Source organism: Pseudaminobacter soli (ex Li et al. 2025) (genome assembly GCF_003012705.1).
Classification (GTDB): domain Bacteria; phylum Pseudomonadota; class Alphaproteobacteria; order Rhizobiales; family Rhizobiaceae; genus Pseudaminobacter; species Pseudaminobacter soli.
On sequence record NZ_PXYL01000001.1, the window covers coordinates 17334 to 31215 of the forward strand.

General features: G+C 64.8%; 16 protein-coding genes. 5 read left to right on the plus strand and 11 right to left on the minus strand.

The features are described 5' to 3' along the window. The first annotated feature begins 104 nt into the window (after positions 1-104). From C7I85_RS00070 to C7I85_RS00085, 4 genes are read left to right on the plus strand one after another with little or no spacing between them, the layout of a single operon-like run. Positions 105-971 carry an aromatic ring-hydroxylating oxygenase subunit alpha gene (locus C7I85_RS00070; protein ID WP_106721883.1) on the plus strand — a complete coding sequence of 289 codons (867 nt, stop codon included), beginning with the start codon at positions 105-107 and terminating at the stop codon, positions 969-971. A gap of 38 nt (positions 972-1009) precedes the next feature. Further along, positions 1010-1912 (plus strand): aromatic ring-hydroxylating oxygenase subunit alpha, encoded by a 903-nt coding sequence (locus C7I85_RS00075; RefSeq protein WP_106721884.1) that lies wholly within the window; start codon positions 1010-1012, stop codon positions 1910-1912. Positions 1913-1932: 20 nt separating this feature from the next. Beyond that, positions 1933-3702, plus strand: coding sequence for a Rieske 2Fe-2S domain-containing protein (locus C7I85_RS00080; protein WP_106722553.1), 1770 nt, complete (start codon positions 1933-1935; stop codon positions 3700-3702). Positions 3703-3711: 9 nt separating this feature from the next. Beyond that, on the plus strand, positions 3712-4359 hold the full coding sequence (locus tag C7I85_RS00085) for a glutathione S-transferase family protein (RefSeq protein ID WP_106721885.1): 648 nt from the start codon (positions 3712-3714) through the stop codon (positions 4357-4359). 3 nt (positions 4360-4362) lie between these two features. On the opposite strand, the gene C7I85_RS00090 is transcribed toward C7I85_RS00085, so the two are convergent. From C7I85_RS00090 to C7I85_RS00105, 4 genes are all read right to left on the minus strand, one after another. Beyond that, entirely contained in the window at positions 4363-4683 is a 321-nt protein-coding gene (locus C7I85_RS00090) for a DUF982 domain-containing protein (RefSeq protein ID WP_106721887.1), read from the minus strand. 31 nt (positions 4684-4714) lie between these two features. Then, the gene (locus tag C7I85_RS00095; RefSeq protein WP_106721889.1) at positions 4715-4972 is read right to left on the minus strand and encodes a DUF982 domain-containing protein; all 258 of its coding nucleotides are present in this window, start codon (positions 4970-4972) and stop codon (positions 4715-4717) included. A gap of 188 nt (positions 4973-5160) precedes the next feature. Next, entirely contained in the window at positions 5161-6408 is a 1248-nt protein-coding gene (locus tag C7I85_RS00100) for an MFS transporter (protein WP_106721891.1), read from the minus strand. A gap of 17 nt (positions 6409-6425) precedes the next feature. Beyond that, positions 6426-7040: an isochorismatase family protein gene (locus C7I85_RS00105; RefSeq protein ID WP_106721893.1), complete on the minus strand. Its 615-nt coding sequence runs from the start codon at positions 7038-7040 to the stop codon at positions 6426-6428. Between the two features lie 283 nt (positions 7041-7323). Here C7I85_RS00105 and C7I85_RS00110 point away from each other — a divergent pair, with 283 nt between their 5' ends. Further along, on the plus strand, positions 7324-8286 hold the full coding sequence (locus C7I85_RS00110; RefSeq protein ID WP_181257036.1) for a helix-turn-helix domain-containing protein: 963 nt from the start codon (positions 7324-7326) through the stop codon (positions 8284-8286). 6 nt (positions 8287-8292) lie between these two features. On the opposite strand, the gene C7I85_RS00115 is transcribed toward C7I85_RS00110, so the two are convergent. From C7I85_RS00115 to C7I85_RS00145, 7 genes are all read right to left on the minus strand, one after another. After that, the gene (locus C7I85_RS00115) at positions 8293-8499 is read right to left on the minus strand and encodes a TOBE domain-containing protein (RefSeq protein ID WP_106721897.1); all 207 of its coding nucleotides are present in this window, start codon (positions 8497-8499) and stop codon (positions 8293-8295) included. A gap of 47 nt (positions 8500-8546) precedes the next feature. Next, complete coding sequence (locus tag C7I85_RS00120) at positions 8547-9338, minus strand: ABC transporter ATP-binding protein (RefSeq protein WP_106722554.1); 792 nt, start codon at positions 9336-9338, stop codon at positions 8547-8549. Further along, positions 9335-10324 (minus strand): FecCD family ABC transporter permease, encoded by a 990-nt coding sequence (locus tag C7I85_RS00125; RefSeq protein ID WP_245444774.1) that lies wholly within the window; start codon positions 10322-10324, stop codon positions 9335-9337. The genes C7I85_RS00120 and C7I85_RS00125 overlap by 4 nt, the downstream gene beginning before the upstream one ends. A 62-nt stretch (positions 10325-10386) precedes the next feature. Then, positions 10387-11436, minus strand: coding sequence for an iron ABC transporter substrate-binding protein (locus C7I85_RS00130; protein WP_106721901.1), 1050 nt, complete (start codon positions 11434-11436; stop codon positions 10387-10389). Positions 11437-11633: 197 nt separating this feature from the next. Then, complete coding sequence (locus C7I85_RS00135) at positions 11634-11951, minus strand: hypothetical protein (protein ID WP_106721903.1); 318 nt, start codon at positions 11949-11951, stop codon at positions 11634-11636. Positions 11952-12089: 138 nt separating this feature from the next. Then, complete coding sequence (locus C7I85_RS00140; protein ID WP_106721905.1) at positions 12090-12446, minus strand: cupin domain-containing protein; 357 nt, start codon at positions 12444-12446, stop codon at positions 12090-12092. Between the two features lie 39 nt (positions 12447-12485). Further along, positions 12486-13868, minus strand: a complete 1383-nt coding sequence (locus tag C7I85_RS00145; RefSeq protein ID WP_106721907.1) for an NAD(P)/FAD-dependent oxidoreductase — start codon at positions 13866-13868, stop codon at positions 12486-12488. Between the last annotated feature and the right edge of the window lie 14 nt (positions 13869-13882).

Sequence of the window (13882 nt, forward strand, 5' to 3'; positions counted from 1 at the left end):
GATTTTGTCAGCCACAAATTTATTGATTGATATCCAATCTTGTGTTTCCAATGACCCTACCGAGCTAGGTTCATGGTGAAGGGCTAGCCAGGGAGGGACGGGCGATGCCGGAAACGATCCCCTGCAGCGACAGAGTACTCCTGAACGACTGGCATGTGGTGGCGGACCGCTCGATGCTCTCGCCCCACGCGCCCATTTTCACACGCCTTCTGGGCGTCGACCTCAGAATTGACAGCAGCGACCGCCATGGCACGCAGCTGGTTCGCGCCGATACCGGCGAAACGGTTAAGACCGTGACAAAATACGGCTTTGTCTGGGCCTGTCTCGGCACGCCCGAGCGCGACATACTTTATATTCCCCAGGCCGATGAGCCGGATCGTTATCTGGTGACCGGCGGCTCCATCGCGGTGAAGGTTTCGGGCCTGCGCGCGGTCGAGAATTTCCTGGACATGGGGCATTTCCCCTTCGTTCACACCGGCTGGCTGGGCGATGAGCCGCATACCGAGGTGGCGCCCTACAGGGTGGAACTGACGGAGGACGGCGAAGTGCTGGCCACCGACTGCAAGTTCTACCAGCCGGTGGCTTCGCCCACCGCGACGGAAGGTTTCATTGTCGACTATGTCTATAAGGTGATACGGCCCTACACGGTGGCGCTCTACAAGAGCAACCCGATCCAGAAGGAACGGCTCGACGTCATCACGCTGTTCGTGCAGCCGGTCGACGAGGAGAACTGTGTCGCCCATCCCTTCCTCTGCTATCTCAGGGAGGGTATCGACGAGGCCTCGATCCGCAGCTTCATGCAGCTGATCTTCGCGCAGGACAAGCCGATCCTGGAGAACCAGATGCCGAAGCGGCTGCCGCTCGATCCGCGTGCCGAAACGCCGATCCGGGCTGACGCGGTTTCGGTTTATTATCGACGGTGGCTGCGCGACCGCGCCGTCACCTATGGCGCCATTCCGGCCCGCCCCTGAGGCGTGGACGGACGGTGAGACGGACAGGAAAGAAGACGATGCAACAGAGCAGATGCACGGACCCGGTGATCCTCAACCTCTGGCACCCGCTGGCAGCGTTGGTTGATATGCAGCCCGGGGTCGTGTTCGATACCGTGCTTCTGGAAGAGCGGGTCAGCTATGCCCATGACGGGCAAGGGGAGGCCGCCGCATGGCGCAGCTTTGCCGGCCTGCCGGCAGGCGCCGCGGTGGAGATCGATCAGCTGGTCGAAACGCTGCCGGTCAAGGTCGCCTATGGCTATCTCTGGACCTCGCTCGGCACGCCGGGCGAACTGTTCCCTATTCCCGAATTTGCGGAAGCCGATCGCCGCAAGCTCAACGCCGCAACGCTGGGCGTCAACGTCTCGGCCCCGCGCGCCATCGAGAACTTCCTCGACATGGGCCACTTCCCCTATGTCCACACCGACATTCTGGGCGCCGAGCCGCACACCGAGGTCAAGGAATACGACGTGGAAATCTCGGTCGAGCGCGACGAGATCCTGGCCACGCGCTGCCGCTTCTATCAGCCGAAGGCCTCGACCGTTTCGACCGAAGGCGCGGATGTCGACTACGTCTATCGCGTGCCGCACCCCTATTGCTCGGTGCTCTACAAGTCGAGCCCGGCCGACGAGAGCCGTCTCGACGTCATCGCCATCTTCCTGCAGCCGATCGACCAGGAGCATGTGCGCGCGCATATGATGCTGTGCGTGCTCGACGACGAGAACGAAGACAAGATCATCAAGCGCTTCCAGCAGACGATCTTCGGCCAGGACAAGCCGATCCTCGAGAACCAGTTCCCCAAGCGGCTGCCGCTCGATCCGCGCGCGGAAACGCCGATCCGCGCCGACAAATCCGCCATCGCCTACCGGCGCTGGCTCAGCCAGAAGGGCGTGACCTACGGCGTCATCCCGGCGGCGACCTGAGACGAGAACCGGAGACAATGATGCTGGACCAAGCCAGGACCCGGTGGCACCCGATCGCCGCCGCCCACGACCTTCCTCTCCGCCATGTCTTCCATGGCCAGCTGCTGGGCCGCGAGTTCGCCGTCTGGCGGGCCGACGACGGCTACGTCAATGTCTGGGAGAACCGCTGCCTGCATCGCGGCGTGCGCCTTTCGATCGGCATCAATGACGGCCGCGAGCTGAAGTGCCAGTATCACGGCTGGCGCTATTCGAACCGCACCGCCGGCTGCACCTACATCCCGGCCCACCCGGCCGACGCGCCGGCCCGCACCATCACCAACCGCACTTTTCCGGCGGTCGAGCGCTACGGCCTTGTCTGGTCGGCGACCGATGAGCCGCAGGGCGAGGTGCCGGAAGTGGCGGGGCTGGCCGAAGGCGAGTTTTTGGGGCTGCGCGGCATTCCGGTCAACGCACCGGCCGACCGGGTGGTGGCCCGGCTGAGGGGTTATTCCTTCCAGCCGAGCGGCAGGATCGACGGCAACGACGCCGAGATTGCTGTGGAGGCCGCCGGCGATTTCTCCGTGGCGCTGCGCGCCCGCGAAGGCGGCGCCGAAACGCTCGCCGTGTTCTTCGTTCAACCGGTCGATTCCAACCGCTCGGTGATCCGCGGCGTGCTGAACAGCGACGCAGAAGGTGCTGCGCGGCTCGCTGTGCTGCGCCATCACAATGAACGGCTCAGCAAGCTGCGCGACGCGATCGAGCAGGAAGCAGCCCAGGCGCCCGCGCCTGAGCCGATCGCGCCCCAATTCGAGCGCCTGCCAGCCGAGCTGGCCGAAATGCCGGAGCTTACCGCGCATGGCCGGAAGGCGGCGCTGCGCGTGCAGGTGGCGCGCAAGTGGCAGGCGGCCGACGGCATCGCCGGCTTCGAGCTCAAGCCACTTAGCGGGCTCTTGCCGACCTTCCAGCCCGGCGCGCATATCGACGTGCATATGCCCAACGGCGAAATCCGCCAATATTCGATCGCCAACGGTCCGGGCGAAAGCGACCGCTACGTCATCGGCGTCAAGCTGGAGCGCGACTCCAAGGGCGGTTCCGTCTGCATGCACGAGAGCGTGCGCGAGGGCGATGTGCTGGCGATTTCCGAGCCGCGCAACAATTTCCCGCTGCGGCGCGACGCGGTGAAGACCATCTTCGTCGCCGGCGGCATCGGCGTCACGCCGCTTCTGGCCATGGCGCAGGCGCTGCACCATCAGGAGCTGGCTCACGAATTCCACTACTTCACCCAGGGTGAGAGCCAGCTTGCCTTCCGCGACCGTCTCGACGGGCTGAAAGGCACGCTGGTGCCGCATCTCGGGCTGGATCCCGAGGCAACCGGCGCAAAGCTGCGTGAGATCCTGTCGGTCTACAAGTTCGGCATGCATCTTTATCTCTGCGGCCCCGGCCCGATGCTGGAGACGGCGCGGAAGATCGCGGCCGAGGCCGGCTGGCCGGAAGGCGCGGTGCATTTCGAATATTTCAAGAACACCAACAAGATCGACGACAGCTCGAGCTTCGAAGTGGCGCTGGCACGCTCCTGCATGACGCTCAAGGTGCCGGCCGGCAAGACGATTCTGGAAGTGATGCGCGAGGCCGGCATCGATATGCCGTCGTCCTGCGAGCAGGGCGCCTGCGGCACCTGCCTCGCCACCGTCATCGAGGGCGAGCCCGATCACCAGGACGTCTATCTCAACGATGCCGAGAGGAAATCCGGCACCAAGATCATGACCTGCGTGTCGCGCGCCAAGTCGGCTCGCCTCGTTCTCGACCTCTAGGAGCAGCCGATGATCACGCTCTACGACTACGAACTCTCGGGCAACTGCTACAAGCTCCGGCTGCTGATGAGCATATTGGGCATCGACTACAAGACGGTGCCGGTCGACTTCTATCCCGGCCGCGAGCACAAGTCGGACTGGTTCCTGCGGCTTAATCCGCTCGGCCAGCTGCCGGTGATCGACGATGACGGTTTTGTCCTGCGCGACGCGCAGGCGATCCTCGTCTACCTCGCGTCGAAATATGACGCTTCCGGCACCTGGTATCCGCGCGACAATCCCGAACTGCTCGGCCAGATCAGCCAGTGGCTCGCCTTTGCCGACGGCATCACCTCGACCTCTTCGGCCGCGCGGCTGCATGACGGCATGTTCTACGATTTCGACATCGAGACGGTGCGGGCCGGCGCCCACCGGCTGTTCCGCATTCTTGACGAGCATCTGTGGTTCGGCGAGCAGGAAGGCCGCGACTGGCTGTGCTCGGCCGACCACCCGACCATCGCCGACATCGCCTGCTTCCCCTACATCATGCTGTCGGAGGAGGGCGGCATCTCGCGCCAGGACTACCCGGCGATCCGCCGCTGGTGCGACCGCGTCAAGCGCATCAAGGGCTTTGTCGTGATGTCGGGCGTGTTTCCGGCCGGACCGGCGAAGGCGGCGTAAGGCTCAGACCAGCCGGTTCGAGACCCTACCGCTGCCATACCTTGTGGACGTGCGCCTGCGGGAAATCCCGGGGAACGCGTCCTTGGCCAGAATGCCGGCGGTCTTGGTGAAGTTGAAGAAGGCCTTGCGCGCGTCTTCGGCGGAGGCCTGCTCGACGCTTGCGGAAAAGCAGGCGTTCAGCGCCTTCTGGTAGACCGGTCCCTGTCGGCCGGTCGGCCAGGCGAGAAGGAAATCGAGCGCCTGGTCCACGCCGTAGATTTCAGTGATCGGCTTTTCGGCGTCGAGCGAAAGCCGCACAGGCATGAAAAACTGCAAACTATCCATCACGCACCCTCCACGCATTAAAACTAAACAATTAAGAAACGAAGTCGTCAAACAAGATTCCGGCTTCACGCGCGGCTTCGACAAATGCTTCGCGCGCGACTTCCGGCTTTTTCAATCCTTGCAACACCTGCAGGCAGGCATAGCGGGCATCCCTGTGCTTGATGCTACCGGCAGTGGGCCATCTATTGAGCAGGATTTCAGCCGCCTGACGGGCGTTGGAAACATTGTAGACATCACCAGTGATGCCCAGCGAAATAGGCACCGGCTTATCGAACCATCCATATTCCATGGTGACATCCCCGAAAAGGCTTGCGGGTGATCAACGCGCATGTGCGTTGGAGGTTGCAATACAGGTGGAATTTCTTCTGCTGGCTTTCAAGATGAGCGGACGGCGCACAAAAGCATCGGGCCCGGAAACCCTATGAAAAAGGTCTCCGGGCCCGGTCACGATTACTTCAAATGGCTGTGTTCGCGCCCTCAGGCGGCGACGGCAGCGGCCACCTTGCGCGGCGCGGTCTCGCGCAGGAACAGGCTCACCACCACGCCGGCCAGCAGGCCGCCGAGCGCGAGATAGAGCGTGTACTGGATGCCGTACTGGTCGGCCACGAAGCCGGCCACGAAGGGCGCGACACCGCCGCCAAAGATCTCGCCTGCGCCCGACACCATGCCGATGGCCGAGGCGATCAGCACTGCCGGCACGGCTTCCGTTGCCACCGGGCCGGTGAAGAGCGCCAGCAGGCCAAGGCAGAAGAAGGCCGAGACGAAAAGCAGGGCAAACAGCAGCCACGGATTGGGCCCGGCCTGTGCGAACAGGATCAGGAACACGGCTGCGCCGACGAAGGCGAGGAAGGCGGCGATCTTGCGGCCGATCAGGTCGGAGATGCCGGGTACGCCGAATTCGCCGAGGAAGCCGCCGAAGCCGATTGCCGACATCACGAAGCCCATCTGCGGGCCGGTCAGCTTGAGGAAGTCGACCAGATAGTTCGGGATCATCGCACCCATCACGAAGACGCCGCTCATGGCGCAGAGCAGGCTGAGCATGGCAACCAGCACGTTGCGGTTGCGCAGCAGGTCGCGCCAGCGCGGCGACTGCGCGGGCGTTGCCTTTTCAGCAACCGGGCGCGGGGCTGCTGCGGCGCGCTTCGGCTCGCGGATGATGCTGTACATGAAGATCGCTAGGATCAGGCCGGGAACGGCCGAGATGACGAACACCCAGCGCCAGGAGGGCACGACCTCGAGCAGTTGCGTGGCGATGATCGGGGCAAAGCCGAAACCGAACAGCGCAAACAGGCTCTGCTGCAGGCCCTGGTTGAAGCCGCGGCGCCTCGGATGCGAGGCCTCGCCTGTGGCAGCGACGCTGGTGGGGCAGAAGGAGCCTTCCGCGACGCCCATAAGCGTGCGGATGATGAGCAGGCTGGCGAAGCCGCCGGTGAAGCCGGAGACGGCCGAGAGCAACGAGAAGACGATGAGCGCCGGGATCAGCACCTTGCGGCGGCCGATGCGGTCGGAAACATTGCCCATGATAATGGAAAACGCGCCCCAGGAGAGACCGAGCACGCCGACGATGGTGCCGAGGTGCTGGTAGGTCAGGCCAAGGTCTTCCATCATGGCCGGGAACAGCGGGGTGATCAGCCAGCGGTCGAGCCCGACCAGGCCGAAGCCGAGGCCGAGCAGTGTGACGGCCTTCCACTCATAGGATTTGTCGAAATTATCTGGTTGTGACACGGGTATTCTCCTCCCCCTCAGAAGTGTTCGATGAGTTCGCTCGCGGTCATGATGCGGCCGAACACGCGGCCGATGATTTCGAGCGTTGCGTTGTGCGAGGCCTCATCCAGCCCGCCATTGGCGTCGCTGATGAAGGCCACCTTGTAATCGCGCATGAAGGCGCTGCGGGCGGTGGACTCACAGCAGATGTTGGTGACGGTGCCGATGACGATCACCGTGTCCACCTGACCCGCGCCGCGGATGTTGCGCAGCAGCGTTTCGAGCTGCGTGTCGTGGAAGGCGTCGTAGCGGTGCTTGCTGATGACCGTCTCATTGGGCAGCGGGGTCAGTTCCGGCACGATCTCGATGCCTTCGCTTCCCTCGCGCATGCCGGTCACCTTCAGCTTGGGCTGGTAGGCGGTTTCGAGCGGCGAGATTTCGAAGCGGTCGCTGAGGACGTGGCGTGTGTAGATGACCGGCACGCCGGTTTCGCGGCACGCGTCGACCACCCGTCGCATGGTCGGGATGCGATGACGCGCCATGGCCACTTCCATGATCGCGCCTTCGTCGACGAAGTCCTTCTGCATGTCGATGACCAGAAGGGCGGCACGATCCTTGTCGAAGGACCACGGTTCTTCCCTATGCTCAGGCATTGTTGCACTTTCTGTTCGTTGGCGGTAAGCCACCGTTAGGCGTCGCTCCGACCCTGTCGGGGCCGCCGCTGCGGCGGAATGACTCGACACTGGCCAGTTTTGGATTTGCTGGCCATAGATGGATGCCTCGCTCACCGTGCGATGTCCGAAACGGACAAGACTGGAGTCCGCCGGTGACAAATCTTCCCAAGGGTTCGCTCTATGAAACGACAGGCGGAACAGTACCTATACCCAATGGTCTGCGAGCGTTTCGGCACGCCGGATGAATGGGGAGGGGATGGACGTGATTGAGGTTTCGCAGCCGTCGCTGACGCGCGCCTCGACGCAGGACGTGCCCGAAAGCCAGCGCATCGACTATTGGGAGGCCTATAACGCCTCTTCGCTCACCGGCATCCGCTGCTCCACCCATGACAGCCGGGGCCTCAGCGCCAGCGTGGCACGCTGCGAGGTGCAGGGACTGACGCTGAGCGACATTCGCGGCAACCAGCACATCGTCGAGCGCACGCCGCAGATTGTGCGGAACCAGCCCAAGGATTCCATCTTCGCCTGCCTGCTGATCGAAGGCAGCGCCTTCTTCTACCAGCACAACCGCTGCCTCAACATCAGCGCCGGCGACGTGCTGATCTACGACGCCGAGCAGCCATTCCTCTATGGCTTTCCGGGCATCATGCGGCAGATCCTGATCGACATTCCGCGCTCGAGGCTGATGGACGAATGCAGGGCCGGGCAGCTCAGCACGCCGGTGCAGATCGACGGTCATGTCGGCGCCGGGCGGACGCTGTCGGGCGCCTTGCGCAATGCCGGCCTGCGGCTGATGGCGGGAACCAGGCCTGAAGATGCCGAGCGCTGCTGGCAGCTGATCTCCACCATCTTCAACGGCGGGCCGGGCATGCAGCGGTCGCGCATCCTGCCGCTGGTCGAGGCCAAGAGCATCATCTCGAGCCATCTTTCGAACACCGAACTGGGGCCGGAATTCGTGGCCGAACGGCTTGGCATTTCGGTGCGCCATCTCAACCGCCTGTTCGGCGGCGAGGACGTAACGGTCGGCGAACATATCCGCAATGAACGGCTGGACAGCGCCCATCGCGACCTGTCGGACGCTGGGCAGGCCGGCGCCACCATCGGCGAGATCGCCTACAGGTGGGGCTTTGCCGACCTTGGCAACTTCAACCGCGTCTTCAAGCAGCGCTTCGCGACGACGCCGAGCGAGGCGCGCAAGAAGGGGCTGCTGAAGCTTTTGTCCTGACCCGGATCAGTCCACCGCGACCATGACGTCGGAGGCCTTGACGACGGCATAGGCCTGCTTGCCGACTTCGAGCTTCAGGTCGTCGACCGACGCATTGGTGATCGATGCGGTGACCACGGTACCGCCGATGTCGATGCGGACATGGGCCGTGGTCGCGCCCTTGGTGACTTCCACCACCTTGCCCTTCAAGACGTTCCTGGCGCTGATCTTCATCGGTCGGTTCCCTTTCGTCCTCAGGTTGCCGTGTCAGTGAAGGCGCTTCAGGGCTGCACGTCAACCTGCGTCAGCGAAGGCGCGCAGACGTGACGGCCGGCGGCCTCCACGAAGGCCACCGCCACATCGATGCCGTAGAGCTCCTTGAGCCGGGCGGGGGTGACGACCTCGGCGGGCGTACCGAGCGCCACGAGCCGTCCCTTCTTCATCAGCGCGACACGGTCGGCGCAGGCATAGGCATGGCCCGGATCGTGGGTGGAAAGCACGATGGCGAGGCCGGAGGCAGCCAGCGCGCGGATGCGCTCCAGCACGCGCGCCTGGTTGCCGAAGTCGAGGCTGGCGGTCGGCTCGTCCATGACGATCATGTCGGGTTCCTGCGCCAGCGCGCGGGCGATCAGCACCATCTGCCGCTCGCCGCCGCTGATGGCGGTGTAGAGGCGAGGGCCGAGATGCGAGATGCTGAGTGCTTCGAGCGCGGCCTTCGCTGCTTCGCGATCCGACGCCGAGGGCGTCGAAAAGGCGCCGATGCGGCTGGCGCGGCCCATCAGCACCACTTCCAGAACGCTGAACGGAAAATAGGCGGAGTTGGCCTGCGGCACGTAGCCGAGCCGGCGAGCGAATTCCGGTCGCGAGAAGCTTGCCACGTCGCGGCCGTCGAGGCGCAGCATGCCGCCCTGGCTGGGGATCAGCCCCAGCAGCGTCTTGAAAAGCGTGGTCTTGCCGCAGCCATTGGGTCCCAGCAGGCAGAGCACTTCGCCGGTGCTGATCGACAGCGAAACGTCTCGGCCAACCGGCGCGCGCGGATAGCCGAAGGCGAGATCGATTGCTTCGAGCGTCACTGCCATCCGCGCCTCGCGGTCATCAGGATATAGAGGAAGAAGGGCGCGCCGATCGCCGCGGTGAGGATGCCGAGCGGCACTTCGATGGCGGCGATGGAGCGGGCCAGCGTATCGACGCCGATGAGATAGGCCGCGCCCAGCATCAGCGAGGCGGGCAGCAGGCGCGAGAAGTCGGGTCCCACCAGCATGCGCGCAATGTGCGGCACCAGAAGCCCGATCCAGCCGACCACGCCCGAGACGGAGACGGCCGAGGCGGTGAGCAGCGTTGCCGCCGCAATGAAGATCCAGCGATAGCGTTGCGTCTCGACGCCGAGCGCGCGCGCCTCCTCATCGTCGAGCGACATCAGGTTCATGCGCCAGCGCAGCAGCACCATCGGCAGGAGCCCGAGCGCCATGGCCGGCAGGATGGACGCGAGGTCGCCCTGGGTGATGCTGGCGAGACTGCCGAGCAGCCAGAAGGTGATGGCCGGTAGCTGGTTGTAGGGATCGGCCAGCACTTTCAAGAGCGAGATGCAGGCGCCCAGCAGCGCGCCGACGGCAACGCCAGCCAGGACCAGCGCCAGCGCGGGGTCGCGCCCGCGCACCGCGAGGCCGATCGAATAGACCAGCGCCACCGCGCCCAGCCCGCCGAGGAAGGAAAGGCCCTGGATGGCCATGACCGGCAGCGACAGGAAAATGCCGGCGACCGCGCCGAGGCTGGCGCCGGCGGAGACGCCCAGAATGTCGGGCGAGACGAGCGGGTTGCGGAACAGGCCCTGATAGACCGCACCCGCCGCCGAAAGCCCCGCGCCGATGAGCAGCCCCGCGAGCACACGCGGCACGCGCACCTGCCAGACCACCGTTTCCACGGTGGTGGAGAGGCCGCTTTGCGTGCCGGTGAGCTTTGCGAGGATGACTGCGGCGACCTCGCCGGGCGAGACGTCATATTTGCCGATGGCGAGCGATACCAGCACCAGAACCACGAGCGCCAGCGCGGGCAGGGCCATCACCGGCCAAACCCGGCGTTGCGGACCGGAAGCGGCCCGCGCCTGCGTGGCAGACTGCCTCGTCATTTCGCCGGTGGCGCGGAATGGGCCAACAGCGTGTCGATCTGCGCCTGCGTCAGGTCGACATGGTAGAAGAGCTTGTAGAAGTCGCGCACGTCCGATCCCAGATCGATGTTGGTGACATCAGGATAGAGCACCTTGGCCAGCCAGGCGAGGCCGACGACGCGATTGACGCCGGGGGGCGAGTCGAACCAGCCGAAGGGCACGGTGGGCGCGCGGTAGACGCGCTTGTCGCGCACCGCGGCCACGCCCGACCACTGCGGGTCTGCCAGCACCGACTTCTGGAATTTTGGATCGAGCGCCAGGATCACGTCGGGGTTCCAGGACAGCACCTGCTCGAGCGAGACATTGGCAAGCCCGCCTGAGCCCGCCGCCTCGGCGACGTTCCTGGCGCCGGCGATGGCGAGGATTTCCATGTTGATCGAGCCGGCAAGGCCAGTTTCGAGCCCTTCGGGTCCACGGCCGTAATAAACCCGCGCGCGCTTGTCGGCCGGCACCGCATCGATGACGCCGTTCAGGCGCGAAACGGCCTTTTCGGCATAGTCCGCGAGCTTTTCGGCCTGGTCCTTCGCGCCGACGATGTCGCCCGCCTTGCGCAGGCTTTCGGCCGTCTTGGCGAAGCGCCCGTCGATCAGCACATAGGGAATGCCGGTCTGCTGCTGCACGCGGTCGGCGAGCGAAGCATAGGTGTCATCGATGGTGCCGACGTCGATGATGACGTCCGGCTTCATCGCCAGCACCGCCTCCAGATTGGCGGTGTTGCCCTTGCCGGTCAGGCGGCCGTGGACGGGCAGGTCGCGATAGGCCGGCGCGATGAAGGTCTTTTCCTCCGCCGAAGGCTCACGCACCCAGCCGACCATCTTTTCGGGGGCCAGGGCGTAGATCAGCACGGACGCGGGCGGACCGGCGGCCATCACCCGGTTGATGGTTTCGGGCAGTTCGACCTTTCGACCGGCGTCGTCGACGATTGCGCGCGGCCCGGCCATTGCAAGGCCGGCGAACAGCCAGGCGACCATCGCCGACAGGATGACGAGAAGATTTCGACGATGCATGGCTCTTTCCACCCTCCGATAGCCTGGTCGCATTGTTATGTACGAACGAATATATCGGTCAAGCGTGCGTCGCGAAGAATCCTCGCGGATTTTTGGGTTTGGATATGGCTTATTGACTATAGTGCTAGGCAACCGATGACGCCGGCTCGGGAGCGCCGTCAGCCGGTTGCTGGGCGCCCAGCTGATCGGCCGCTGCTTTAGTCGTCGTTGGAGGCGTTGAGGTCTTCGGGGCGCAGCCCGTCCTCGATGTCGCGGTCATAAAGCACCGCGCGTACAAAAATGGTGTTGGCCGCGCCGGGCTCGATGGAAAAGGCGCCGAACTGCAGTGCCTCCGGGTCGTGCTCGGGAATGTGCAGCGAGACGCCGCCGCCCGGCTTGTCGGTCGGCGACATCAGAAATTTCACGCCGTTGGGCAGCGTGACCTCGATCTCCTCGGCATCGATCCGGGCTGATTTGCCGTTGTTGATGGCGCGGAAGGTCACCACGCCATGCTTGCCCTTGTCTTGCTGGTTCATCGCTTGTCCGGAGCCAAGCCGTCCAGTGGGGCCGGAGCCTTGGCTCTAACTCCTTGTTTTGACGCGTGATCGGAAAAGTCTGCTCCTTTTCGGCTTCACGCGCCAGTGGAGATTTCGGCAAGCGATGCCGAGGCGCGATCAGGCTTCCTGGTGCATGATGTAGAGCTTGCGGGTCTTTTCGTGGATCGTCCACTCGCCGCGCCAGCCCTTGGGGAGCACCAGAACTTCGCCGGCGCGCACCTCCTGCGTGCGGCCGTCCGGGCCGTGCAGCGAAACGCGGCCGGAAACGATGTGGCAGGTCTCGGAATTTTGGTCGCGCGCGGCGGTGAAGCGGCCGGGCGTGCATTCCCACACGCCGATTTCGAGCTTGCCGTCCGGCGAGGTCCACAGCGTCGCTGCCGCTTCCATCTGGTCGCCCTCGATGGAGGTCGGCTTGGGTTCGGCGGCGCCGAGGTCGATTGTTGCGAGATGGGCGAAGGTCTGGAAGTCGATCATGGCGGCCTCTGAAAAGGGATTGGATATGAAAGTTCTGGCTCAATGTCCGGTGAGGCTGTCGGCGAAGGCCGCCAGCTTGGAGGTGTGCTGGAGCCCGGCTTCCTCGCGCTCGTCGGCGATACGGTAGAGCTGGTACATCGAGTGCACGCCCAGCCACCGCAGTGGCTCGGGTTCCCACTTGCTCACCTTCCGGTTCACCCAGGGCAGGCGGGTGAGTTCGGTGTCGCGGCGCAGGATGAGGTCGCGCAGCGTGCGGCCCGACAGGTTGGAGCTGGAAACGCCCAAGCCCACATAGCCGCCGGCCCAGGCGATGCCGCTGTCCTCATCCAGCCCGGCGGTGGTGCACCAGTCGCGCGGCACGCCAAGCACGCCGCACCAGGCATGGTCGATCTTGAGGTTGCGGGTCTGGGGCAGCAGCCGCATCAGGATCTTGTAGAGCTGGTCGATGGTTTCCTGCTGGGTCTGGCCGCCCACGTCGGTCTTCGAGCCATAGCGATAGGGCACGCCGCGGCCGCCCATGGTGATGCGGCCCTCGCGGGTGCGCTGGGCGTAGCAATAGGCGTGTGCCGCGTCGCCGAGCAGCTCATAGCCGTTCCAGCCGATCTCGTCCCACAGCGACTGCGGCAGCGGCTCGGTGATGATCTGGGCGCTGTTGAGCGGCAGCCACAGCCGCTCATTGCCGGGGATGCCGGCGGTGAAGCCCTCGGTGGCGCGTACGATGATCGGCGCCCGCACCGTACCGCGATTGGTCGTGACCTTGCCCTTTTCGATGCCGAGCACGGTGGTCTGCTCGTAGATCGGCACGCCGAGGCGCTCGACCGTGTCCGAAAGGCCGCGCACCAGCTTGGCCGGCTGCACGCGCGCCATGCCGCGCAGCACATAGGCGCCCTGGACGTTGTGAATGTTGATGCGCTCGCGGGCTTCCTCGGCGCTCAGGAACGCGATGCGGTCGGCAGGCATTTCCCAGGCCTTGGCCTCTTCATACTCGGCGCGTGCGCGGTCGAGCTGAGGCTTGTTCGTGGCGACCGTGATGTTGTCGACGCGGCGGATGTCGGCGTCGATGCCCTCGGCCTCAGTCACCGAGATCACCTCGTTGACAGTGCCATACATGGCGCGCTGCATGTCGATGACGGCGCCGCGCGTGGACGTCTTCAGATATTTTTCGCGAGACCAGCCGAAGCCGCCCGACAGCCAGCCGCCATTGCGGCCCGACGCTCCGAAGCCGGCGAATTCCTTCTCCACCACGGCGATGCGGATCGAGGGATCGGCCTTCTTCAGGTAGTAGGCGGTCCAGAGGCCGGTGAAGCCCGCGCCGACGATGCAGACGTCGGCCTCGATGTCGCCGGGCAGCGGCGGGCGGTAGGCCGGCAGGCCGATGTCGGCATACCAGAAGGATATGTTGCCGTTGACTTTGGCGTCCATGGTTTGGTCCTGCG

Coding starts and splice junctions, on each gene's coding strand:
- C7I85_RS00090 (WP_106721887.1), bottom strand. CDS start 4,683: ATGGATAGTTTGCAGTTTTTCATGCCTGTGCGGCTTTCGCTCGACGCC.
- C7I85_RS00145 (WP_106721907.1), bottom strand. CDS start 13,868: ATGGACGCCAAAGTCAACGGCAACATATCCTTCTGGTATGCCGACATC.
- C7I85_RS00115 (WP_106721897.1), bottom strand. CDS start 8,499: ATGAAGATCAGCGCCAGGAACGTCTTGAAGGGCAAGGTGGTGGAAGTC.
- C7I85_RS00085 (WP_106721885.1), top strand. CDS start 3,712: ATGATCACGCTCTACGACTACGAACTCTCGGGCAACTGCTACAAGCTC.
- C7I85_RS00135 (WP_106721903.1), bottom strand. CDS start 11,951: ATGAACCAGCAAGACAAGGGCAAGCATGGCGTGGTGACCTTCCGCGCC.
- C7I85_RS00125 (WP_245444774.1), bottom strand. CDS start 10,324: ATGGCCCTGCCCGCGCTGGCGCTCGTGGTTCTGGTGCTGGTATCGCTC.
- C7I85_RS00080 (WP_106722553.1), top strand. CDS start 1,933: ATGCTGGACCAAGCCAGGACCCGGTGGCACCCGATCGCCGCCGCCCAC.
- C7I85_RS00075 (WP_106721884.1), top strand. CDS start 1,010: ATGCAACAGAGCAGATGCACGGACCCGGTGATCCTCAACCTCTGGCAC.
- C7I85_RS00105 (WP_106721893.1), bottom strand. CDS start 7,040: ATGCCTGAGCATAGGGAAGAACCGTGGTCCTTCGACAAGGATCGTGCC.
- C7I85_RS00140 (WP_106721905.1), bottom strand. CDS start 12,446: ATGATCGACTTCCAGACCTTCGCCCATCTCGCAACAATCGACCTCGGC.
- C7I85_RS00070 (WP_106721883.1), top strand. CDS start 105: ATGCCGGAAACGATCCCCTGCAGCGACAGAGTACTCCTGAACGACTGG.
- C7I85_RS00095 (WP_106721889.1), bottom strand. CDS start 4,972: ATGGAATATGGATGGTTCGATAAGCCGGTGCCTATTTCGCTGGGCATC.
- C7I85_RS00130 (WP_106721901.1), bottom strand. CDS start 11,436: ATGCATCGTCGAAATCTTCTCGTCATCCTGTCGGCGATGGTCGCCTGG.